22 protein-coding genes are annotated in these 21,347 nt (G+C 47.9%); 15 read left to right on the top strand and 7 right to left on the bottom strand.

Annotated features, from left to right (window positions below; translation table 11 throughout):
* Positions 1-10: 10 nt before the first annotated feature.
* The 6 genes from FDX19_RS14745 (at position 11) to dsbG (ending at position 6,734) form a co-directional block, all read left to right on the top strand.
* Positions 11-1,039, top strand: a complete 1,029-nt coding sequence (locus tag FDX19_RS14745) for an alcohol dehydrogenase catalytic domain-containing protein (protein WP_137383281.1) — start codon at positions 11-13, stop codon at positions 1,037-1,039.
* Positions 1,040-1,043: 4 nt separating this feature from the next.
* A complete protein-coding gene (locus FDX19_RS14740; RefSeq protein ID WP_137383280.1) occupies positions 1,044-2,243 on the top strand; it encodes an MFS transporter in 1,200 nt (399 codons plus the stop codon).
* Between the two features lie 481 nt (positions 2,244-2,724).
* Positions 2,725-3,105: a hypothetical protein gene (locus FDX19_RS25490; RefSeq protein ID WP_137383279.1), complete on the top strand. Its 381-nt coding sequence runs from the start codon at positions 2,725-2,727 to the stop codon at positions 3,103-3,105.
* A gap of 46 nt (positions 3,106-3,151) precedes the next feature.
* Positions 3,152-5,203 (top strand): protein-disulfide reductase DsbD, encoded by a 2,052-nt coding sequence (locus FDX19_RS14730; RefSeq protein ID WP_137383278.1) that lies wholly within the window; start codon positions 3,152-3,154, stop codon positions 5,201-5,203.
* Between the two features lie 5 nt (positions 5,204-5,208).
* A complete protein-coding gene (locus FDX19_RS14725; protein WP_137383277.1) occupies positions 5,209-5,931 on the top strand; it encodes a DsbA family protein in 723 nt (240 codons plus the stop codon).
* A 44-nt stretch (positions 5,932-5,975) separates the two neighbouring features.
* Positions 5,976-6,734, top strand: coding sequence for a thiol:disulfide interchange protein DsbG (gene dsbG, locus FDX19_RS14720; protein WP_137383449.1), 759 nt, complete (start codon positions 5,976-5,978; stop codon positions 6,732-6,734).
* A 630-nt stretch (positions 6,735-7,364) separates the two neighbouring features.
* Here dsbG and FDX19_RS14715 read toward each other — a convergent pair.
* Together FDX19_RS14715 and FDX19_RS14710 are read right to left on the bottom strand one after the other, a co-directional pair.
* On the bottom strand, positions 7,365-8,219 hold the full coding sequence (locus FDX19_RS14715) for a DMT family transporter (RefSeq protein WP_137383276.1): 855 nt from the start codon (positions 8,217-8,219) through the stop codon (positions 7,365-7,367).
* A gap of 133 nt (positions 8,220-8,352) precedes the next feature.
* Positions 8,353-8,697 carry a DUF1294 domain-containing protein gene (locus FDX19_RS14710; RefSeq protein ID WP_137383275.1) on the bottom strand — a complete coding sequence of 115 codons (345 nt, stop codon included), beginning with the start codon at positions 8,695-8,697 and terminating at the stop codon, positions 8,353-8,355.
* Between the two features lie 199 nt (positions 8,698-8,896).
* Here FDX19_RS14710 and FDX19_RS14705 point away from each other — a divergent pair, with 199 nt between their 5' ends.
* From FDX19_RS14705 to FDX19_RS14675, 7 genes are all read left to right on the top strand, one after another.
* Entirely contained in the window at positions 8,897-9,379 is a 483-nt protein-coding gene (locus tag FDX19_RS14705) for a GNAT family N-acetyltransferase (protein ID WP_137383274.1), read from the top strand.
* A gap of 725 nt (positions 9,380-10,104) precedes the next feature.
* A complete protein-coding gene (locus FDX19_RS14700; protein WP_137383273.1) occupies positions 10,105-10,869 on the top strand; it encodes a hypothetical protein in 765 nt (254 codons plus the stop codon).
* 86 nt (positions 10,870-10,955) lie between these two features.
* Positions 10,956-11,201 (top strand): hypothetical protein, encoded by a 246-nt coding sequence (locus FDX19_RS14695; RefSeq protein WP_137383272.1) that lies wholly within the window; start codon positions 10,956-10,958, stop codon positions 11,199-11,201.
* A gap of 117 nt (positions 11,202-11,318) precedes the next feature.
* Positions 11,319-12,263, top strand: coding sequence for a cupin domain-containing protein (locus tag FDX19_RS14690; protein ID WP_137383271.1), 945 nt, complete (start codon positions 11,319-11,321; stop codon positions 12,261-12,263).
* Between the two features lie 37 nt (positions 12,264-12,300).
* Complete coding sequence (locus tag FDX19_RS14685; protein ID WP_137383270.1) at positions 12,301-13,455, top strand: cytochrome P450; 1,155 nt, start codon at positions 12,301-12,303, stop codon at positions 13,453-13,455.
* A 53-nt stretch (positions 13,456-13,508) separates the two neighbouring features.
* Positions 13,509-14,105, top strand: coding sequence for a hypothetical protein (locus FDX19_RS14680; protein ID WP_137383269.1), 597 nt, complete (start codon positions 13,509-13,511; stop codon positions 14,103-14,105).
* 288 nt (positions 14,106-14,393) lie between these two features.
* On the top strand, positions 14,394-15,020 hold the full coding sequence (locus tag FDX19_RS14675; RefSeq protein ID WP_249357557.1) for a GNAT family N-acetyltransferase: 627 nt from the start codon (positions 14,394-14,396) through the stop codon (positions 15,018-15,020).
* Positions 15,021-15,350: 330 nt separating this feature from the next.
* Here the strand turns inward: FDX19_RS14675 and FDX19_RS14670 are convergent, their stop codons facing one another.
* Positions 15,351-16,040, bottom strand: coding sequence for an aspartate/glutamate racemase family protein (locus tag FDX19_RS14670; protein ID WP_137383268.1), 690 nt, complete (start codon positions 16,038-16,040; stop codon positions 15,351-15,353).
* 174 nt (positions 16,041-16,214) lie between these two features.
* Here FDX19_RS14670 and FDX19_RS14665 point away from each other — a divergent pair, with 174 nt between their 5' ends.
* Positions 16,215-17,084 carry a LysR family transcriptional regulator gene (locus FDX19_RS14665; RefSeq protein ID WP_137383267.1) on the top strand — a complete coding sequence of 290 codons (870 nt, stop codon included), beginning with the start codon at positions 16,215-16,217 and terminating at the stop codon, positions 17,082-17,084.
* A gap of 288 nt (positions 17,085-17,372) precedes the next feature.
* On the opposite strand, the gene panB is transcribed toward FDX19_RS14665, so the two are convergent.
* The 4 genes from panB to FDX19_RS14645 form a co-directional block, all read right to left on the bottom strand.
* Positions 17,373-18,173: a 3-methyl-2-oxobutanoate hydroxymethyltransferase gene (gene panB / locus FDX19_RS14660; protein WP_137383266.1), complete on the bottom strand. Its 801-nt coding sequence runs from the start codon at positions 18,171-18,173 to the stop codon at positions 17,373-17,375.
* Positions 18,174-18,242: 69 nt separating this feature from the next.
* Positions 18,243-18,521 (bottom strand): hypothetical protein, encoded by a 279-nt coding sequence (locus FDX19_RS14655; RefSeq protein WP_137383265.1) that lies wholly within the window; start codon positions 18,519-18,521, stop codon positions 18,243-18,245.
* A gap of 47 nt (positions 18,522-18,568) precedes the next feature.
* Positions 18,569-19,879, bottom strand: coding sequence for a branched-chain amino acid transport system II carrier protein (gene brnQ, locus FDX19_RS14650; RefSeq protein ID WP_137383264.1), 1,311 nt, complete (start codon positions 19,877-19,879; stop codon positions 18,569-18,571).
* 48 nt (positions 19,880-19,927) lie between these two features.
* Complete coding sequence (locus FDX19_RS14645; protein WP_137383263.1) at positions 19,928-20,542, bottom strand: LysE family translocator; 615 nt, start codon at positions 20,540-20,542, stop codon at positions 19,928-19,930.
* 180 nt (positions 20,543-20,722) lie between these two features.
* On the opposite strand from FDX19_RS14645, the gene FDX19_RS14640 reads away from it, so the two are divergent.
* Positions 20,723-21,175 carry an Lrp/AsnC family transcriptional regulator gene (locus FDX19_RS14640; protein WP_137383262.1) on the top strand — a complete coding sequence of 151 codons (453 nt, stop codon included), beginning with the start codon at positions 20,723-20,725 and terminating at the stop codon, positions 21,173-21,175.
* The last annotated feature ends 172 nt before the right edge of the window (positions 21,176-21,347 follow it).

The raw sequence follows: 21,347 nt of genomic DNA, 5'->3' as shown, positions 1-21,347 counted from the left end.
GGTGGACTTCATGAAAAAGACATTTCGCGCTATGCAGGTGATTTCTCCAGGGGTACTTGAACTAACGGAAAGAGCTATCCCTGACCCAGGGCCGGATGAAGTATTACTTCAGGTTGAAGTCTGTGGTGTGTGTGGTGCCGATCTCCGTGACACGGAGAAACCTGTACGGGCTGGTTATCCCGCCCGTATTCCCGGCCATGAAATTGTTGGTTGCATTGTTCAGAGAGGAAGTGCAGTACCCGATATCTGGAAAACTGGTCAGCGAGTAGGGGTTGGGCGTTTAGGTGGCTACTGTCAGCATTGTCCACCCTGCCGGAACGGACTTTTTCATTTGTGTGAGAATCAGCTGACGCCGGGGCTTAACTGTGACGGGGGATATGCTGAATATGTGGTTATGCGCCATACCGCACTTATTGCCATACCTTCCGAATTGTCCTCCGCTCAGGCCGCACCCGTTCTCTGTGCCGGAACCGCGACCTTTAACGCGTTGCGCCATTCCGGTGCCAGGGCCGGTGATAAAGTAGCTATTGTCGGTATTGGTGGCTTAGGTCATCTGGCAATTCAGTACGCCCGTAAGATGGGGTTTGAAGTCATTGCAATTGCTCATGGCAGCGAAAAAAGAAACTCAGCCCTGGCGTTAGGGGCGCATCGATATATTGACGCCAGACAGGAAAATGCATCAGAACAACTGAAAAGTAGTGGAGGGGTCAATTTTATTCTGGCAACCGCCCCCGATTCTGATGCTATTTCGGCGTTATTGCCGGCTTTATCTGCACAGGGCAAAGCTATCCTTTTGGGTACCGGGCCATCACCGTTACAGATCATGCCGGGCATGATGATAGGCGCGGAGCGAACCCTGACGGGTTCATTTGTCAGTACACCGGTGCAAACAGAGCAGGCACTACGTTTCAGCCATCTCTTTCAGGCGTTACCGGTGACTGAGTTGATGCCGTTTGAGAAAGCAAATGAGGCCCTCACACGACTAAGGGAAGGCCAGGCTCGTTACCGGATTGTACTCACAATGAACCAGGATAATTGATCAGATGTCCACAGAATACTTACTGTCTGTTGCAGAACAAAATAATAATGTAATCCGGCTGTCGGCAGCGCAGGCTCTGGCTGGTGCTAACTCCGTAGTTTTCTATGCAACCGGAGCTATTGTAGGTAACGCACTGGCTCCGGATAGTTCCCTGGCTACATTGCCCATTACGATGTTTGTTTTGGGTATGGCGGCGTGTATCCTGCCTTTAGGAGCGCTGGCGAAAAAGCATGGCCGTAAGGCTGCGTTTATGGTCGGCACCGGTGCAGGGGTTGTTACCGGACTGACGGCGGCACTGGCCATGTTTATTGGCTCTTTCATTATGTTTTGTATTGCGGCATTACTGGGTGGCGCATATGCAGCGGTTGCGCTCAGTTTTCGTTTTGCAGCAACGGATGGCGTGGCGCCAGAACGGCGTGCACGGGCCCTTTCCCTGGTTATGGGGGGAGGCGTTATTGCTGGCGTAATTGGACCAATGCTGGTGACGGGCACAATGGATCTCTGGGCTCCTCACACCTTCGTGGTCACTTTCATTGCTCAGGCCGGTGTGGCCCTAATCTCCGCTTTAATACTGAAGGGCGTCACACCAGTAGAACCCACCGCGGCAATACACTCCGGTGGGAGAGCTCTTCGTGACATCGTTAAGCAACCGGGGTTTATCCGAACCGTATTCAGCGGCGCGGTGACCTATATGACCATGAATTTCCTGATGACAGCGGCGCCATTATCAATGCATATGCATGGAATTTCTCAGCAGGCGTCTAATTTAGGGATACAGTGGCATGTGATTGCCATGTATGGGCCAGGATTCTTTACCGGCAGGCTGATTAACCGGTTTGGTGCCATGAGGATTGCTGCGACTGGTTTAGTGATTACTGCAGGGTCAATACTGGCTGGCCTCAGTGGAACGGACGTTTTCCATTACTGGGCGTCGCTTATCCTGCTGGGGCTTGGCTGGAACTTTGGTTTCATAGGTGCATCGGCGAAAATTATTGACTATCACCGGCCAGAGGAAAAGACGCAGGTTCAGTCACTGAATGACTTTGTCGTGTTTGGTGTGATGATCGTGGGATCATTTTCTTCTGGCGCGCTACTCAATTTTTATGGCTGGAATGCCGTGTTATGGGGCTCGCTTGTGCCTGTAGGGTTAGCATTTCTTGGGATCTTTAAAGAGCTGAAAGACGGGGGTAATCGAAAACTGTAAACATCCCGTATAACCGCGCCATGTGATTTTAGATATTTTGACTGAATGTGTCGTAGTGCCCGCAACATCAGCTCCTGGCACGGAGCGGACATTGTTGACTGAGTTGAAGGTCCGCTGTGAGCGAGGAGCGGACGCTGCCTCAATCTCAATTTCCTAATCAGCATGCTTGCATTCATCATGCGAGCGAATACTGACAGCGACATTCGCGGGTTACTACAGGTACAGTCCGGTTGAATAAGCGACTCGCTGTTGCCTTATGAAGGAGACACCTCGGGGAGTATCGACTGAACTCTGTTTAATGGATGCTGCTAGCAAAACTACAAGTTTAATGATGAGAGCGGTTCTAAAACTTAAGATACTCCCGGGCGCCAGACAAATCGTTGCACGATGACAACACTCCAGACAAAACCTTACACTGCTATCCCTTGTACATTTATAAAGATTGTTTATGATTCGTGGGCTATGAATATCCTGGTATCCTATGCGTAATCGTCAGCTTCTTGGTAAATGGTTTTTGATATTGACCTGCGTGGCCATGGCTATCTGCCTTGCCCAGCGGGCGGTCTATCTCCACCATTTTTTACAGGACGCTACCCATCAGGTCCAGCCGTTAACAACGCCTGCTGTCTCAGCTGGGCAAGATGCTGATGAAAGTCAGCATGGCCCTTCCCCCTGTCAGATTAGCGGATGCTCTCTGCTCTGCACGCAACCCGTTTTCTTTGACGGTGCCTTGCCTGCCGTCATCATATTCCTGGCTCTGCTTCAGCTTTTCGCAGAGGTTCGTACTTACGTATTCAGGGATGAACCAGTCCGGCCCCCAACACTTCGAATCCATCTCGTAAACTGTGTTTTCCGTGAATGAATAATCGTTTTAAACACGATTAATTTTTTAATTTACGGAGAAAAAAATGTTGAATATCTTCAGGAGGATTGTCTTCCTGTTGCTGACCTGCATGGGCGTCGCGCATGCAGCAGACACAGGATGGCTGACATCCCCACAAAATGACCATGCCCGAATTCGCTTCCAGGCTGAGAGAAGTAAAGATCATATCTATGGCCTGCTTTATGTCGATCTAGCCCCTGGCTGGAAGACCTACTGGCGTTCGCCGGGGGAGGGTGGCGTCGCCCCTCAAATCACCTGGAAAAATGGTGAGCAGGCTCAGTGGTACTGGCCAGTACCCTCGCGTTTCGAGATTTCAGGCCTGACAACGCAGGGTTATCACAAGCACGTCATCATCCCCATGATTATCACCGGGGACCCGGATGACGTGCTTGATGGTACGCTCACGTTATCCACCTGCAGCAACGTGTGTCTTTTAACCGACTATAAGCTTCATCTGGACTTTAATCAGCCTGTTGACGAAGGTTTTCAGGATGCCTTTGAGCATGCAATGAGAACTATCCCGGCAGATAAAGGACTGTCGGATGATCTCTCCGCGCATCTTGTCGGTGGGAATCTGGTGATCACCGGTACAGCTACGGGCGACTGGAAAACGCCTGGTATTTACTTTGATCCACTGGATGGGGGAATCATTCCTGGCGATCCCGATATTCACAGTGAGGGTTCCAGCATCAGGATCACGGTTCCGGTCACCGATGAATGGGGGGAAAAACCGGTAACATTGGCCGGAAAAAATCTGTCGTTTGTCCTGACAAATGACGGGAAAGCCCAGCAGACCACCCTCGCTGTTGGGGCAGATGAACAATCGGCAGACTCAACGCAGCAATCGCAGGGGGAACCAGCGCTTCAGCTAGGGAAAATACTCTTTTTCGCACTACTGGGGGGATTAATCCTCAACCTCATGCCCTGCGTATTACCAGTCATGGGGATGAAGCTCAGCTCCGTGCTTCACTCAGGATCGGATAAGAGTAAAGTCAGATTGCGATTCCTTGCCACCAGTGCAGGTATCCTGACCTCCTTTGCCCTTTTGGCCACGATGGTCACCATTCTGAAGTTAACAGGTTCCTCTCTTGGCTGGGGAATTCAGTTTCAGAATCCCTGGTTTATTGGCTTAATGGTCGCTGTTACCTTTATTTTCTCGATGAATCTCTTCGGGGTATTCGAGATGCTGCTACCTTCATCCGCTGTCGGCCGGATGGCGACTGCTGGTGGATCCGGAATAGTGGGAAGCTTCTGTGAAGGGGTTTTTGCCACCCTGCTGGCAACACCTTGTTCCGCCCCTTTCCTCGGAACCGCCGTTGCTTTTGCCCTTGCAGCCCCTATTCAGGAACTCTGGTTAATCTTCCTGGTCCTTGGGTTGGGAATGGCTTTACCCTGGTTATTCGTTGCCTTAATCCCGAAAACGGCAATGCTGCTTCCTCGACCTGGGCGCTGGATGAATACATTAAAAGTGGTGCTCGGTTTAATGATGCTGGCCTCCAGCTTCTGGCTGGCAACGCTTTTGAGCCTTCATCTGGGCGGCACTGCCAGCAGTCTTATTGCCCTGTTATTGACTGTGGTGGCGCTTATCGCATTCTTGATTACCGACAAGAAAACGACGCCAGTCTTCTGGCTGGTTGTCATCGCGCTGGCCGCCTTTGGCGGGTATCAGATTAGAGGTCTCATTGAGGGGGAATCAATGACCTCTGCGTCTGATGCATCTTCTCAGCAGATTAACTGGCAACCTCTGAGCGAGGAAGCCATACAAAATGCACTTGCAGAGGGCAAACGAGTCTTTGTCGATATCTCGGCTGACTGGTGTGTCACATGTAAAGTCAATGAGCATCGGGTTTTAAATCAACCGGAAATCATCAGTGCGCTTAACCAACCCGACGTAGTGGCGCTGCGCGGTGACTGGAGTAAACCCTCCGAACTCATCACCCGCTTTCTGCAGAAAAGAAACAGTTACGCCATTCCTTTTAACGAAGTCTATGGCCCTGGGACACCTCAAGGCGAGGTCCTTCCTCCGCTGCTTGATAAACCAACCGTTCTTACTGTCCTCACCCAGGCCAAAGGTTAATTGCTATGAAAAAAACACTACTCACTCTCATTCTCCTCTCCGCATCTATGCAGGCATCGGCCTCTTCTCCGCTTACCGCAGCCCAGGAGGCTCGTGTACAGGAACTTGTTCAGGAGACGCTGCTTAGCCATCCGGAGATACTTGCCGCGGCCGCTGAAAAGCTCGATCAGCAAAATATGCAAGCCGGGCAGGAGCAGATGAAGAAAGTTATTTCACAATACAGCGATTTTATTTTTCATGACCCCAATTCACCGCACATTGGCGCTCAAAATCCGAAGCTGACGCTGGTCGTTTTTACGGATTACAACTGCCCTTACTGCAAAAAGTTCGATCCTTACCTGGAGAAGATCGTTGAAAAATATCCAGATGTTGCTGTGGTATTCAAATTCTTGCCATATCGTTCCGAAAGTTCGGTCACCTCGGCAAGGGACGCATTAACCGTATGGCGTGCGCACCCTGAGCAGTTTATGAAATTTAACGATATTCTGATGGCGAAAAAGGGATATCACGATACAGCCAGCATTGAGGAAGCGAAAAAGAAAGCGGGTGTCATTGTGGGAACACCTGACGAACAAAGCCTGGAGACAATTAAGAAAAGCCTTTCTATCGCCGAGAAGTTAGGCATCCAGGGAACACCGGCAACGCTGATTGGCGATGAAATGCTATCTGGCTGGATCCCTTTTGAACAATTCGATGCCATGGTCAGCGATGCGCTGAAAAAACAGTAATAAACATCTGGGGGAGCGATCCCCCAGAACATCGAGACGATATGATGAAATATATTATGTTAATGGCGGCCTGGATGATTCCAGGGCTGGCCTTTTCCGAGGTTTCCGTCCCTCAGATAGTCAAAAATTTCGGAGAGCAGCAAGGGATAACTATCATCAAAGAGATAGATTCGCCCGGAGGTGTTAAAGGTTGGGTAGGCAAGTATCAGGATATGGGGGTAACCTTGTTTTTAACTCCTGATGGCAAACACGTTATCTCGGGGTATCTTTATGATGAAAAAGGTAAAAATCTGAGTGAAGAGTATTTCAAAAAAGAGATTTATGTCCCTTTAGGCCGCGAAATGTGGAAAACGCTGAATAGTGCCCATCCCCTCAAGGAAGGTGTTGATTCTGCTCCCAGGAAAGTCATTGTCTTTGCCGATCCATTCTGCCCCTATTGCAAAGAGTTCTGGTCCGAAGCACAGCCATGGGTAAAAACAGGTAAGGTACAGCTGAATACACTCCTGGTCGCTTTTCTAAACCCCAAAAGCGGCAGAAATGCGACAGCGATCCTGAATGCCAGCGATCCGGTAACCGCATGGAAAGAGTATGAGCTTTCTGGTGGTAAAAAATTACCTCGCTTTGACGGTGTCACTCCCCGAGAAACGTTTAGTCTTCTTCAGTACCACCAAAAACTGATGGATGACTTAGGGGCTAGTGCGACTCCGGCAATCTACTACATGAATGATAGTAATGAGCTACAGCAGGTTATCGGCATGCCTGACGCAGGGCAACTGGTCGACATGTTCGGTCCAAAACCCTAAATAAATCACTGGTAGCGCCAGTAGGCGTGTTCAGGGACCGATTCCCTTTGGTACGGATCTGGCGCTATTTTTTACACTCGTTTAATTGCCACAACTTCAGTAACCATTTTTTAAGCTTGCGTATAAGTGCCAACGTCTGTTCTTGGCACGAAACAGTCGTATGAGGGGGCTCTGTTTTTCACGTGAGATTTGATTAGTTGAAGGTCATAAGTACGGATGATCAAGTCGGTGATGTGAATGTGATGTGCAAAAGGCAGGCATACAACAGCTTGAAGACTGAACTATGTGCGATGGCTCGAAATGAGCTATGGGAATATGTACATGAGAGGGCTGAATGACCTGTGCGGTTACGCAGCGGTCTTACCACACTTGAGGGCCTGATTTTGGGGGGATTTTTAGGGGCAGGAACATAAAATGGTCACATTTATAGCTGCTATACCCTGCTATTCACCGTCCCTGCAATTTTTTTATCTTACTGATTTATATGTTGTATTTGAGCTTTAAGCTGATTGATTTTTCCTGTGTAATTGCAGAGTAATTAAGCAAGTTGATTATCGCGCAAAGGGCGTGGCAGGGTGCATGTGGGCGGTAAGTCAAAACACCGAAGCACAGTACTGCGGCTCCTCGACGTTATCCCTGTGCTGATTTCTTGCTCTGTGTTCGATCGGATGAAATAACAATGGCTATGCCAGCCAGAACGATCAGTGTGCATACCAGAATTCTCAAATCAGGTAATTCGCCAAGAAATAGCACCCCACCTACTGCAGCAATACAAGGCACGCTCAACTGCAGTGTGCTGGCGGTTGCGGAAGACATGGTGGCAACAAGTTGATACCAAAGTACGTAAGCCACACCAGAGGCCAGTCCGCCGGAGAGCAGGGCAAGGATGACGCCGTTTGCGTCAGTATGCACGGGCTCTTGTCGTACAAGACTCAGGATGAGAATAACCGGAAGGCTCAGAATGAAATTTCCCGCAGTCGTCCCGGCAGGAGAGAGGATATTTTTTCCACGCACAGAGTAAACTCCCCATGCCAGGCCTGAAGCAACCATCGTCAGGGCTGGTATAAAAGGGGGAGCGGTTGCGCCGGGGAGCAGCAGCATAATGATCCCGCCAATGGCAATGACGATCCCGGTGGCTTTGTATCCGCTAAGTTTTTCACCTTTAATTAATCCCCAGCTAATCATGCAGATCTGCACCGCGCCAAACAGCAGTAATGCGCCTGTTGCGGTATTGAGCTGAACATACGCGATTGAGAAGAATAATACATAGGCGCACAGCAACAGGGCATCGATGATTTTCCAGCGTATTTCTTTCAGTTTCCCCCGGGCTATATGCCAGAAAAACAGCATTACGGCACCACCGAGTAATCTCAGCACGCTGAATGTCTCAGGGTCCGAATACCCATTCTTTAAGGCGATACGACAGAGGATAGAATTGGCAGCAAATGCAGTTAACACCAGGATAACCAGCAACAGCTTTTTCATACCCATCCTTAATGTTGACGATCTGTTGCAGAGTATAGAGTGAGTACATCAGGACAGACAGGCTAACGATACTTTTGGTGATAATCCAACACGCTAACGTAGTGCAGGGGCTGGCTCTATGCCTAAATGATGTTCAGGAAAGTGAGAATGGAAAGAATTGATACACGGCTACCATAGCGGAGGTACTTAATATCACACTGATGATGAAGTAAGTTTTGAAGGGCTGCTTTTGTGTTTTATGGCGAAAGAGTTGTTGGCCGACAATGGCGCCAGCCCATCCGCCCACAACGCCAAATACCAGCAACGTGGATTCCGGCACTCTGCGCCAGGCCTTACGCGCTGCCATTTTATCCACGCCGTAAATCGCCAGCGTCAATATGTTGGCGAGCAGGCCCCATATCAGCAACGGATGTGGGGCAAAAAGGCTACCGATTGCAGCGCAGACCAGTAGCAAATAACAACAGCGATTGAGATTCATATCATTAACCACAGCCAGAACGGAGAGGCGATTATCTTAACCCAAAACCGACACTGATAAAGGGAGATGAGATTCGCAGAAGCCAGGGTTATCCAGATTTCGATGCAGAAAATGTCGGGATCGCATGGTCAGTCTATAAAATAGAACATTATGAAAAGTAATGATATTGTTCTACTAGCCACGCTCATAACGAGGTTTTATGAAGATCAGAAGGTTCAGAAATGGAGATGAAATTTCGTTATTCAGCGTATTTTTATCTTCTGTACATACCCTCGCATCACACTACTACACACATGAACAAATAGCTGCATGGGCCCCATCAGATATCGACCCGGACCACTGGACCAATCGCATGAGGGCACTACGTCCCTTTGTTGTTGAAGTGGATGGTGAAATAGCTGGATATGCGGATGTTCAGCCAAATGGATACATTGACCATTTCTATGTCTCGGGAGCCTACCCGAGACAGGGCGTAGGGACGCTACTGATGGACCGCATTCATGAAGAAGCCAGAGAACGTGGAATGGGTGAACTTACTTCAAATGTCAGTAAGGCTGCGGAAGCATTCTACCTACGACACGGCTTTCATGTCGTGGAACGAGGTTTCCCTGTGTGTCGTGGCGTGACACTACAAAATGCGCTGATGCGAAAATATTTGACGAAACAACAGAACGCTGACTGAAGACCGCCGAGCTGATTATGTGAGTATCGCACCAGACCCTGACAATCACACTTCTCCGCGAATAGTGCCTGGCTGTTCACTCAGCGCCAGTTACGTACTACGAGACGGGGTAGCGCTTAACTCTTTCGCGGTTTGTTAGGTTTGCACCCTTCGCTTGTTTATCCTGTCGGAGTCAGCGGGGCAGACCTGAGCTTCAAGGGTGCCGAGAAAGATTTAAGGGCTCTGTTTGTGAAACGGAGGCCCTGTTTATCCTCCAGAGTGATGATCCTTGGACTGTGTTGAGCGTGAAGCGGAAGTTTGTAATTGTTATCAGGACAGCGCATTACTAGCATTATCCTATGCAAACATGTGGCGAAAAGATTGAGAATGAGCCACAAATACTTTGACCAACGAACAATATGCTAGTGCACCCGCCAGAAATATACGTCATCTTTTTTCGCAAAAATTCAGCCTACTCAAAAGGTTGTTACTTTTTACATCGCACCAACAGATCTAAAGGAGACAAAAAGTACAATGTAATTATGGAAATTTTCTGATGTGCATCCTATGATTTTATCAATCTGGTTTATCACTCAGTTGGTCAATTGTTACAAAATAATCACATTAAGAATGTTCGTTATATTGAATAACTCTAATGCTGGAAATTGCTCAAGTGCATTTCATGCAAGGAAAGTTTATCTTTATAAATGCTTCCTATTTTAGATGCTGTTTATGGTAGGTATTATATGAAAATACAATATCGTAAAATTCATTATGCCCTTGAACCACGTAAATCCAGACTTCACGTGCAAAATAGGAGTAATTCAAAAAGAGATATTCCACAACCATGGCATTGCAAGCCTTTTCAGGATGCTTGTATGTATGGTTTAGAGATACGTTTCAGTTGGAAAACTCCGTGCAAAGTATATCTGAAGCAGGGGTGCCCTGTTTGGTTAGGGGATATTTCTGCAGAATTACCTCCGGAAGCTCCGCCCAACTGGCATCCATTCAGTACTTTTGCTCCCGGTTATTTTGGGCTAAGTCCTCTGCTAGACATTCAAGTTCCAGAGGGCATGGGGCTGTTTATTTTACCGCATGCTCGATGCTTATTGGATACTAGTGGTACGGCCCCAATAGCGATTCCAGGATTAGTTGAAACAAGTTGGTGGCCACGCCCTTTTTTTTTAGTCTTTAAAGCACCTTTAGAACGGAATTTCATTAGTTTTGATTATGGTGATCCAATTGCACAGTTATTGGTTTTACCATTAAATGAACAATATGAAATACAAGAAATGGACGCGGCAACTGCTTTATTAAGAAATAGGAGATCACAGTTATTAGCTAAATATGGAAAAGAATTTAGCACTCGAATTACTAACAATGACAATGGATATCCATCATTTGATAATAAGTACAAGGAACTCAGTAAGCACAATCACAAGCACGGCTGTTTTTCCGTAGAAAATAAACTTGATTCATCATTTCATCAAAAAGCACAAGAAAAAAATTGAAAATCATGAGGGCGATAATACCATTTGAAAACAATCAGTTGTTTAAAGGTTAAATGTTTCGGCACGTTTACTTTGGAGTCCACAAAATGATAATTCGTGATGAAAAAGGGAATATCTATAATATTCCTGATGCTGAGTTGAAAAAATATTTAGTTGTAATCGTAGAAAATGATAGCCGGCCTGAAAAATTATGCCTCGAGCCAGTATTTGATGCACAGCGTGGCCCACATGATGGTTGGTCGTATGTTGGGAATAATGCTAAGCCAAAAGTGGTAAAGAAAAGCAAAACCTCAGGAAAAGCGGGGGGGGATCCTTTAAAGAAAGGAAAATAAAAAATCATAAATAAATTGTTAATTCCAACCGCAGCATGGTATTTATGCTGATTTGTCAGCAGCTTACCGTCCGTGTGTGAGGAAAGCACTCATGAAAATCGGAACATGGGGTAGAAAATGAATGAGGCAATAAGTTTCGAGAGCTTGATATTTCCACTAACCGTCGCTGATATTATAAGTAGTTACAATGCTGGAACTCCATTATATCAAGAAGGAAGTGCGGAGAGATTCCGAAGCTTGTGTGAAGCGATAAAATCTCAGGATGATTGCCTCAAAGATACTGATTTAAATGTTACGTATGCTAGCCCCGGGCGTGAAAGTATGAGTCCACTGACCCCGATTGAAGCAGGAGAAATCGAGACACACTATGATGCAGGTGGAACTATATGCATCACTCGCATGAATATAGCTTTTCCTGTACTAAATCAATTGGCAAAAACATGTAAGGCTAGTTTGGGCTGGTCAGGGACCGTCGATTGCCGCTCCTATATCTCCAATAATGGTGCAGGATATACACCTCATTTTGATGATAAATCTGTTATAACATTGCAACTTGAAGGCTGTAAGCAATGGATGGTTAGTAATACTCCAGCCATCCGTAACCCTTTAGAAAACGCAGGTCGTTTTCCCGATGGTGTATACCGGTATTTTCGAGACAAACCGTTTATGGAGATATGGGAAAAATTTGAACAGCCCCAATTTTCTCAAGCATCTTCTTATAATTTAAAACCTGGAGATATTCTTATCGTACCGTCTGGTGTATGGCATTCAGCATGTGCTAAAGAACATTCATTGTCGCTTGCTATTACCTTAAATCATGTAGGTTCAGGAAGTGCACACGACTTGATATTTTTGACTCTACTTCAACAAGCGCTGTCAGATCCAGATTGGCGTGGAGCAGTTCCGATGACCCCCTTGCATAGCAGGATTGAATCTTTGGACGCAATAGACAACTTTTTTATCGACCGCTTAAATGCACTACGTGATCTGGTTGACAAAAATCTTAAAGACAGAACAGAAATCATTCGCACATGGTTGAGATTGATATCTGACCTAAATTGAGAGTGTAATACTCTGGGTTATATCGGATAACAATTGTATGAATACAGCGCGTTTTTTTTTAAACTTAGCAAGTTTACCCAATTCAGTTTCACACTATGAAAGTGAGCAAGGACATGCCTATTTAGTTAGCGGACTAGATGAAGTCAGGATGGTGTTAGAACAACATTCTGATTTTTCTTGTCCCTCACACCCTTATAGATGTCTTTATGGATTATTGTCCCCTGCAGGGTGCAAATGGCTGGGAATTACCTCTCCAACGATTGATTCGAGAGTATTTATTCAGAAAATACATGATTTTTTCAAAACGCATAGTGGTAATCTCGCATTATGTGAACAATCAATTAATTCTGGAATCCCTATTTCAGAGGGTTTTTATCTTGAAGTTAAAGCTATGTTTTTAATTTTTAGTTTAAAGCTACTGTTCGACTTTGATTTAAAAGAGAATGCTACTGAAATTTCTCAAGCATCATGTGTCATAGAGGAGTTAAGGGCCAGATTTGGATTTGCCTCTCCTCCTGATAAATATAAATATTTTATTTCGCAAGAGAGGGTCGCAAAAAGAATACTCAACAAACTTGCGAAAGACATTCAAACACATTGCGGTAAAAAACCATCAGACGCTATAACGCATGCAATTCAAGAAACAATTTTGAATGCGGTAGTACCATTGGCATATACCTTTATCTGGGCGATACTGTTGCTAGGTCGCGATGAACATACGCAATATAAAATCTTGCAACAAAGAACCGTCACTAACTTCTCTCGTGCTAGCTTACTTAGAGGACCCTGCATTGCAGCGATCAAAGAAACTCTTCGCTTATACCCTCCTGCTTGGGCTTTAGGTAGAACATGCACTAATGTTAAAACTTTGGGGGGGCATGTAATTAATCCGGGGGATGCCGTTATAATTTCACCTTATGCGTTACATCGCATGCGTTCATACTGGGATAAACCTGGCCATTTTCTTTCATCACGATTTGAATCCAATTGCTTAAAGCAGACTTCATTTATTCCGTTTGGTGCTGGAGGGAGAATTTGTCCGGCGGCGCAATGGAATGAAATAATTTTAGTAAAAGCGGTAGGATATTTTATTGAAAGATTCTCATTTAGCACGAAAAAATTTCCACGAGAAAAACCTCTGGTAGCCTTACGACCTGATAGGAATTTTGCTTTATCAATATATCGACGATAGTAACATAGGAATATTTTTTATTCTAATATATGTAATTCATGAGGCGTATTCAGATGAATAGTTCAGAGCATTTTCGTGAGTATGGTTATGTTAAGATAAGTGATTTTTTATCACAAGAAATAATCTCCCTTACCAGGAAATACATGGACTTATCTCTTTTTTCAGGCCACATGGTAATATCTGACAATAGTGTGATTGCTGGTCAGCCTGAACAATATGCCGCGATGCTTAGTGAAAGTTTATTATTATTTTTCCAACCGAATATCGAGTCAGTAGTTGGATATGCTTTGCTTCCAACTTATTCATTTTGGCGAATTTATGAGCATGGGGCTGTACTTCGAGAACATGTGGACCGTGACTCATGTGAGATAAGTGTGTCAGTTACTATTGCTGCGGAGCCACGAAATACAGATTGGCGTTTGTGGGTTCGTGGTATAGATCGAAAAAATAAATCACTCAGCCTGCGCCCAGGAGACTGTGTGATTTATCTGGGTAACAAAGTTCCACATTGGAGAAATAAATTCAAAGGGGGGGTGCAATACCAGATGTTTCTTCACTACATTCGTCAGGATAATAATCAAAACCCTTTGGCATATGATGGGAGAAATACGTGTGCTCTAGCACTATTCAAGAGGTCAATAGAAAAATAGATTAGCTGCTTCGCTATCTTAACCCCGAAATATATCTACTCCCATTGATTGATACACCATGGGCATTAGCAATTACCGCTGCTGGCACGAAGCTGCCTGTTATGCAGTAACTGTGTACCAGACATCGACAGGCAGCTTTGAACGAGTAGTGGAAGTGAGTAATTGTTATCAATGCATGGGGGAATTACTTATATTGCCATGTAGTATAAACGGTGAACAGACAATAGCCCCTGAATGAGTCGATTATTAAATGCAAACGGAGCATAGTAAGTCATTCGGTACAGGATTATGCAGCCCAATCCATCTACACAAAAGAACTGTGAGGCCACAAATATGACGCCTACTTTGCAAGGGGCTCTTGTAACGCTCCGCCCTCTGCTTAAGACGGATGCTCAGCTACTGATTGATGCAGCTGAAGATGGGGAACTTTGGTCTCTGCCATTTACGGTAGTTCCGTCTGCTGACACCGCTGATTCGTACATTCAGAAAGCCCTGAAGGGGCAGGCCGAAGGCACTGTCATGCCGTTTGCTGTAACGCTCTCATCCGACCAACGTGTCATTGGATCAACGCGTTTCTGGAAGATTGATCGCGAAAACCGAAAACTCGAAATTGGTCACACCTGGTATTCACAAAGCTGGCAAAAAACAGCTGCAAATACCGAGAGTAAACTGTTACTGCTGCGCTACGCCTTTGAGCAACTTAAGTGTGTTCGCGTTCAGTTTACGACTGATGTATTGAATGAGCGCTCTCAGGCTGCCATTCTCCGTATTGGTGCGGTCCAGGAAGGTATCATCAGAAATGAACGAATTATGCCTGATGGTCGAAAGCGTACTTCCATACGGTACAGCATAATTGATGATGAGTGGCCTCAGGTTCAGGCCAACCTTGAGCGCCGCCTTTCCGGTCACCGATAAGAAAAATTTTCGAAGAATTGCCGACAGGAGATAAGGGATATTATTTGTTTTACCTCTCAATCGACGCCTTTGAACGCCAGGCCTCAAACGGAACACCACGGTCACTCTTTTGCTGGCGGGAAGAGATTGATCTGCGCTCTTCCAATTGATGTAGGGCGGGCGTTACTAACGCCTGCTCATGGTGTGAAGCGGGCCAACCAGTCGGTTGTCGGGTCCGCTGTGAGCGAACAGCGGAAGTTCGAAGTTTTATGAAGGCATTACTTAAATCGTAGCATGTTAAACAAAGGGGGCAGTTCGCCCCCGGTTCTTTCCGCAAATTGATGTAAAATACTATTGAAGAGCTTTAAACAACGTCTCAATATGAATATCAACCGTGTCCAGTGCTTTAACAGGTAACTCTGTACCCGCAAACAAAAGGGGAAGCTCTGTGCATCCCAGAATGATGGCTTCAATGCCTTCATCCTGATACATCCGCCCAATGATCGCGGTAAACGTGTCTCGCGTCTGTGACTTAATAATGCCTCTTTCGAGTTCATCGTGGATTTTTTCTGCAATGTAATCAACCTCGTCAGCATGCGGGATGACCACCTGGATGCCTACTTCAGTGAAAGGCCGTTTGAAGAAGTCACCCTCCATTGTAAATCGTGTTCCCACGAGACCTACTTTTTTCAGGCCCAGAGTCTGAACTTCTGCACAAGTGGACTCGATAATGCTGACAAGAGGAACTTTTGTACACGACTGGAGTTCATTGAAGACGATGTGTGGTGTGTTACCGGTCAAGGCGACGACTTCAGCCCCGGCGGCCACCAGATTCCCGACAGCCTTGGCCAGGTACTTCGTCAGCGCTTCATAATCTTTCCGTCCACACATGGTCAGGACGTCATATACATTGATACTTTCAATAGTTAGAGACGGGAAGAATGTATCGCCAATTCTTTTGTTAGCTTCATAAACAAATTTGCGATAGTAGAGCAATGTTGATTCTGGTCCGGTGCCGCCGATTAATCCAAGTTTTTTCATTTTACCCTCAATAGCTCCCGTATTAATCAAACGTGACCATTTTGCGATGATCAACAAGCGCTTGAGACTAGCTGGGAGGCTGGTAGCTGTTTAAATAGAGTAAATAAATTAAAAAACATGTAGATTCATTTCAATTGAATAAAATAGAATCCAATTTTCAATTATGGTGAAAATATGGATATAGCTGACTTCCGAACCATCATAGCACTGGTAGAAACAGGTACTATTACTGCAGCAGCAAATTTGCTCTGCCGAGTCCCCTCCGCAATAACCACTCGAGTTCAGAACCTGGAGAGCCAGCTCGGAACAACACTGTTTGTAAAATCTGGCCGTAGGTTTCTTCCGACAAATGAAGGCCAAGTGCTTTATGACAATGCACTGAAGATTATCGAGCTGGTTACCTTAGCAGAACAGCAGATGGTAAAGCCGGTGCCTGGCGGTCGGTTCCGACTGGGTGCGCTCGATAGTATGGCCGCAACAAGGTTGCCTGAGCCGCTGGCGCGCCTCTACCAGCAACATCAATCAGTAAAGGTGGAGCTGGTTACCGGGATAAGCCGCACACTGCTCGATGCCGTGCTTAGTCACGAACTTGATGCAGCCTTCATTGCTGACGCACCGGTTGATGACAGACTGGAACGTATGGCTGTTTACAAGGAAGAACTGGTTATTATCGCCGCAGCAAATTTCCCGCCAATACGTTCTGCTGCCGATTTAACTCACACAACGTTGCTGGTATTCAGTGACGGCTGCTCCTATCGCGACCGGCTAACAACCTGGTTCAGAGATGCAGGGATCAGACCTTACAGGCTGGCAGAAATGTCTTCCTACCATGCCATTCTGGGTGGTGTCAGTGCAGGAATGGGGGCGGGCGTGATACCAACACCAATCCTCGATACGTTTCCGACACAGGAACTCATCACAATCCATCCCTTTGAAAGTGAAAACAGCCAAATAACAACGGAACTGATATGGCGTAAGGGAGGGCTCACGGCTAATACCTGTGCCCTGATTGATATCTTGTCTTCAAACATTGGAATTGCCTGACAACTGCAACTAGTTTTGGATTATGACCGCCTGACAGTGTCTGCAAAGTTGAGATCCCTACTGAGTGAAATGATACTACTAACTTTTTCCACCCTGCCATACGCCAATGCCCGGCTTTAATCCGCTCCCCGTTTGTTAAGCTAAAACTATCAACATCCGCTTCTGGCACTAAGCGGACCAGGTAATTGAGCTGGAGGTCCGCTGTGAGCGAAAAGCGGACATCAGCAATTAATAGTTTTAGTCAGATTACAGACAGGGCGGCTGACATAAGTGGCTTATATTTGTAACTTAATCTGAGTAGCAGTGCTCCGCCGCGGGGAAATTGCCGTTTTTCACGGCGGTAATGTAGCTTTTTACCGCATCCTGAATGTCGTCCTGCCCTTTCATGAAGTTTTTGACAAATTTTGGAGTCCTGCCGGTGACGCTCAGGCCAAGCATGTCATGCAGCACCAGCACCTGCCCGTCAGTGTCCGGGCCGGCGCCGATACCGATGACCGGTACGGATACGGCCCTGCTCAGCGCACTTCCCAGCGCGGCGGGGACGGCTTCAACCAGTACCATTGCCGCGCCGGCTACTTCAAGCTTTGTCGCGGTGTCGATCAGGACGGCCGCCTGCTGGCTGTCACGCCCCTGTACCTTAAAGCCACCAAAGACGTTAACCGACTGGGGGGTGAGTCCTATGTGGGCGCAGACCGGTATACCATTGCGCGTCAGCTGGCGCACCGTATCACACAACCATTCCCCGCCCTCAATCTTGACCATCTGCGCACCCGCCTGCATCAGCTGCGCCGCGCTGTGCAGGGCCTGCTCAGGGGAGGAGCAGGTCATGAACGAAAGATCGGCGATGATAAAGGCGCCGTTGTTTCCGCGCTTTACGCAGGTAGTGTGATAAACCATATCTTCCAGCCTGACCGGCAGGGTGCTGTCATGGCCCTGCAGGATCATCCCCAGCGTATCGCCGATGAGGAGCATCTCAACGCCCGCCGTGCTCAGTGCATGTGCAAATGTTGCGTCGTAGCAGGTGAGCATGGTGATCTTTTCACCGCTCTGCTTGAGGTTTTTCAGGTATGTCAGAGTGACTGATGGCATGGTGTTCCCTGCTAACTCATTGCGTTGATAAAGGATGTTGGGGGGCGAGAATGCCAGTTTTCGCAACCCTTAATTGTATTTTTCGATCCGCCAGACGCCTTCGAGCCCCGGCGTCCCGCATCGCAGATAAAGCGAACCGCTTTTTTTCCGGAGTTCCGGCTTCGTCAGCGGTGTATGGCATATTTCCCTGACGGCGGCAGGCGTCAGGAGCGACGTGTCGCTGACGTACCTCACGCGGGTGAACACCTCAGGATAATAGTCGGTAGTGCGCCAGAGCAGGTTTTCCGCGCTCACGAATATAATGAGCTGCGCGCACGCAATGCAGGGGAGCAGAACGACCTTTACCAATTTTTACCTCAGCGCACATGGCGATGCCATATCTGATGAAAGGCGGCTCATGATGCCGCCTGCACCGCGCGGCTGAACCGGGATGCGCAGAAGCTCAACAGCAGCACAACACCGCCAGGAAGCAGCCAGGCCATCTGCTGGCCGTGCAGGGGGAGCGAGGTGTAGACCGCTGGCACAAACTGCTTCAGTCCCGCCGCGTCGAGCCCGTCAAACAGGCCGCAGAGAAAAGCCACCGCCGTGGCGGGAGCAATAACGCGCACGGGCTGACTCAGTCGGTGATGCACAAAGCTCATCACGATAAGCATGATAAAGGGCGGATAAACCGCAATCAGCACGGGGATGGAAATCCGGATAAGCGTGTCCAGCCCGGCGCAGGAAATGGAAAAGGCAAGCGCGGCGAAAAACAGCACCAGCGGCCTGTAGCCGAAAGGTGTGACGGTGCTAAAGTAGGCGGCGCAAGAGCAGGTCAGACCGATTGCTGTGACCAGACACGCCAGCGTGATCAGCACGCCGAGAAACAACGAGCCTCTGGCGCCAAAGGCATGCTGTACGAACGCGCGCAGCACATCAGCTCCGTTTGTGGCGTCAGGCGCAAGCGCGGTGCTTTTCATGCCCAGCATGAACAGACTCAGGTATACCAGTGTCAGACCCACACCGGCAATGATGCCCGCTCTAATGGTATAGCGCGTAACGTGTGCCTGAGATGTTATACCTCTGGCGCGAACTGCGTTTACCACAACCAGACCGAAGGCCAGCCCGGCCAGCGTATCCATCGTCAGGTATCCATTAACAATGCCGCTGGAAAGCGGTGCAGCAATGTAATCCGCCACTGGTTCCTGCACTGAAACGGCCGGAAGCAGCAGGACTGCACCACCCAGCACGATAAGTGAGACGATTTTCAGTGGCGCAAGGACCTGTCCGACAGACTCAAGTAGCCTCCCCGGAAATAGAGAAACCAGCGCCGCAAGCGCAAAATAAACGAAGCTGTAGTAATACAGCGCATTTCCCCCATTGTTAATATATGCTGCCATGCCAAGCTCATATGAAACGGTTGCCGTGCGCGGTGAGGCAAACAGTGGGCCGATAAATAGGTAGCAGGCCACAATCAGTACGTTGCCGGCGATTTTTCCTACAGGGCTGATGATGTTGCTCATTTCACCGCCCGCTTTTGCCAGCGCGATGACAGAGAGCACTGGTAGCCCTACGCCGGTTACCAGGAACCCTGCTGCTGCAGTCCAGACGTGGCTACCAGCCTGAAGTCCGATAAAGGGTGGGAAAATGATGTTGCCTGCACCCAGAAACAGCGCAAACGCCATAAAGCCCAGGGAGAATGTTTCCCTGACGCTGAGTGTATTCATAGTGTACCTGCTGAATAGTGTGTCGTTATTAGCCTGAATGGCCGCGAATCAGAGAAACTGCTCTGCCAGCAGTAGGATCGCGATAATGATCATCAGGCCGCCCGAAATGCGGCTGACATTCAGCGCCGCGCGCGGGCGAGACCGAAGCGCTATTCCTGCACCGTATCCCACGAGCAGATAGACCGTAGCGCAGCTAACCACATGTATCATCCCTAGCGCGGCCATTTGCAGTGGAAGTGGCCATGCGGCGTGGACATCGGTAAACTGAGGCAACAGAGCTAAAAACAGCAGGAAAAGCTTTGGATTAAGCCCGCTGACGCAGAACCCCTTAAGCATCCACTTCAGTCGCGAACCGGCGTTTTCATCCTGACCGGCTACTGGCACTGGAGGGTGACGGAGAACACCAATGCCGAGCCAGAGAAGATAGCCAGCTCCGGCAACGGTCAGACTGGAGAGCACCCCAGGCGCACCCGCAATAAGCGAACCGACGCCCGCGGTCACTACAATTGCAGCTACAATATGCCCACTCAGCATGCCGGCAACAGCAGGTATAACACGACGTCCCCGGATTCCGGCTGAAATAGCGTAAGCCCAGTCGGCCCCTGGCGTGATAATTAAAAGCATGGACACTGCCCAAAATGAAGCAAACATACTCAGTGACATACGGGATAATCCTCATGAGAATCATTGCATCTCGGCCATTTATCTGCCGCTGAAAACTGCATGCGTTTAAACCTTGATCTGATCAATACATTTAAAGTTGAAGAAAGGATATCGCATTGAATGCGAAATGTGCTTTCATTTAAAGGATTAAAAAATACAATTTCCGGGAGATTTTTGAAAATGGACGACACAGATTGCAATATTCTTGCAGAGCTTCAGCGGGACGGTCGAATTTCACTGACTGACCTTGCAGAACGGGTGGGGATTAGCCTGTCATCCTGCCAGCGACGGGTCAGGTCTCTGGAACAGGAAGGTATTATCAGCGGCTACCGGGCGTATATTGACCCGGCCAGATTCGGGCTGAACTTTTCAGCTATCGTCTTCGTCACTCTGCGCGAGGGTGACCGGCAGTCGGTCTACACCTTTGAGGAGGAAGTCAAAGATATACCGCAAATTATCCAGGCGCAGCGACTGTTTGGGGACCCGGATTATATGCTTCACGTTATTGCCCAGGACCTACCGGCTTTTCAGAAGCTTTATGATGAAAAACTCTCCGGTTTGTCAGGGGTGCAGCGGCTTACCTCAACCCTGGTGATGAAAACGGTTGTGAAAGATCGCGCGCTGCCTGTCTGAGGCCTCTGCAGGGCCTCAGACATTAACTATTTTCAAAATTATTTTGGAGGAGAAGAAAACGTTGTACTGAGATTCAGTACAACGGACGAACTTCCGCTTCTGGCACGCAGCGGACATTGCTGACTGACCTGAAGGTCTGCTTTTGGCTGTGAGTTCAACTGATGGACGCAAC

This window comes from Citrobacter sp. wls619 (genome assembly GCF_005281345.1).
Lineage (GTDB): Bacteria > Pseudomonadota > Gammaproteobacteria > Enterobacterales > Enterobacteriaceae > Citrobacter.
This window is presented reverse-complemented; position numbering and strand designations above follow the sequence as displayed.

Coding starts and splice junctions, on each gene's coding strand:
- FDX19_RS14745 (WP_137383281.1), top strand. CDS start 11: ATGAAAAAGACATTTCGCGCTATGCAGGTGATTTCTCCAGGGGTACTT.
- FDX19_RS14740 (WP_137383280.1), top strand. CDS start 1,044: ATGTCCACAGAATACTTACTGTCTGTTGCAGAACAAAATAATAATGTA.
- FDX19_RS25490 (WP_137383279.1), top strand. CDS start 2,725: ATGCGTAATCGTCAGCTTCTTGGTAAATGGTTTTTGATATTGACCTGC.
- FDX19_RS14730 (WP_137383278.1), top strand. CDS start 3,152: ATGTTGAATATCTTCAGGAGGATTGTCTTCCTGTTGCTGACCTGCATG.
- FDX19_RS14725 (WP_137383277.1), top strand. CDS start 5,209: ATGAAAAAAACACTACTCACTCTCATTCTCCTCTCCGCATCTATGCAG.
- dsbG (WP_137383449.1), top strand. CDS start 5,976: ATGAAATATATTATGTTAATGGCGGCCTGGATGATTCCAGGGCTGGCC.
- FDX19_RS14715 (WP_137383276.1), bottom strand. CDS start 8,219: ATGAAAAAGCTGTTGCTGGTTATCCTGGTGTTAACTGCATTTGCTGCC.
- FDX19_RS14710 (WP_137383275.1), bottom strand. CDS start 8,697: ATGAATCTCAATCGCTGTTGTTATTTGCTACTGGTCTGCGCTGCAATC.
- FDX19_RS14705 (WP_137383274.1), top strand. CDS start 8,897: ATGAAGATCAGAAGGTTCAGAAATGGAGATGAAATTTCGTTATTCAGC.
- FDX19_RS14700 (WP_137383273.1), top strand. CDS start 10,105: ATGAAAATACAATATCGTAAAATTCATTATGCCCTTGAACCACGTAAA.
- FDX19_RS14695 (WP_137383272.1), top strand. CDS start 10,956: ATGATAATTCGTGATGAAAAAGGGAATATCTATAATATTCCTGATGCT.
- FDX19_RS14690 (WP_137383271.1), top strand. CDS start 11,319: ATGAATGAGGCAATAAGTTTCGAGAGCTTGATATTTCCACTAACCGTC.
- FDX19_RS14685 (WP_137383270.1), top strand. CDS start 12,301: ATGAATACAGCGCGTTTTTTTTTAAACTTAGCAAGTTTACCCAATTCA.
- FDX19_RS14680 (WP_137383269.1), top strand. CDS start 13,509: ATGAATAGTTCAGAGCATTTTCGTGAGTATGGTTATGTTAAGATAAGT.
- FDX19_RS14675 (WP_249357557.1), top strand. CDS start 14,394: ATGCAGCCCAATCCATCTACACAAAAGAACTGTGAGGCCACAAATATG.
- FDX19_RS14670 (WP_137383268.1), bottom strand. CDS start 16,040: ATGAAAAAACTTGGATTAATCGGCGGCACCGGACCAGAATCAACATTG.
- FDX19_RS14665 (WP_137383267.1), top strand. CDS start 16,215: ATGGATATAGCTGACTTCCGAACCATCATAGCACTGGTAGAAACAGGT.
- panB (WP_137383266.1), bottom strand. CDS start 18,173: ATGCCATCAGTCACTCTGACATACCTGAAAAACCTCAAGCAGAGCGGT.
- brnQ (WP_137383264.1), bottom strand. CDS start 19,879: ATGAATACACTCAGCGTCAGGGAAACATTCTCCCTGGGCTTTATGGCG.
- FDX19_RS14645 (WP_137383263.1), bottom strand. CDS start 20,542: ATGTCACTGAGTATGTTTGCTTCATTTTGGGCAGTGTCCATGCTTTTA.
- FDX19_RS14640 (WP_137383262.1), top strand. CDS start 20,723: ATGGACGACACAGATTGCAATATTCTTGCAGAGCTTCAGCGGGACGGT.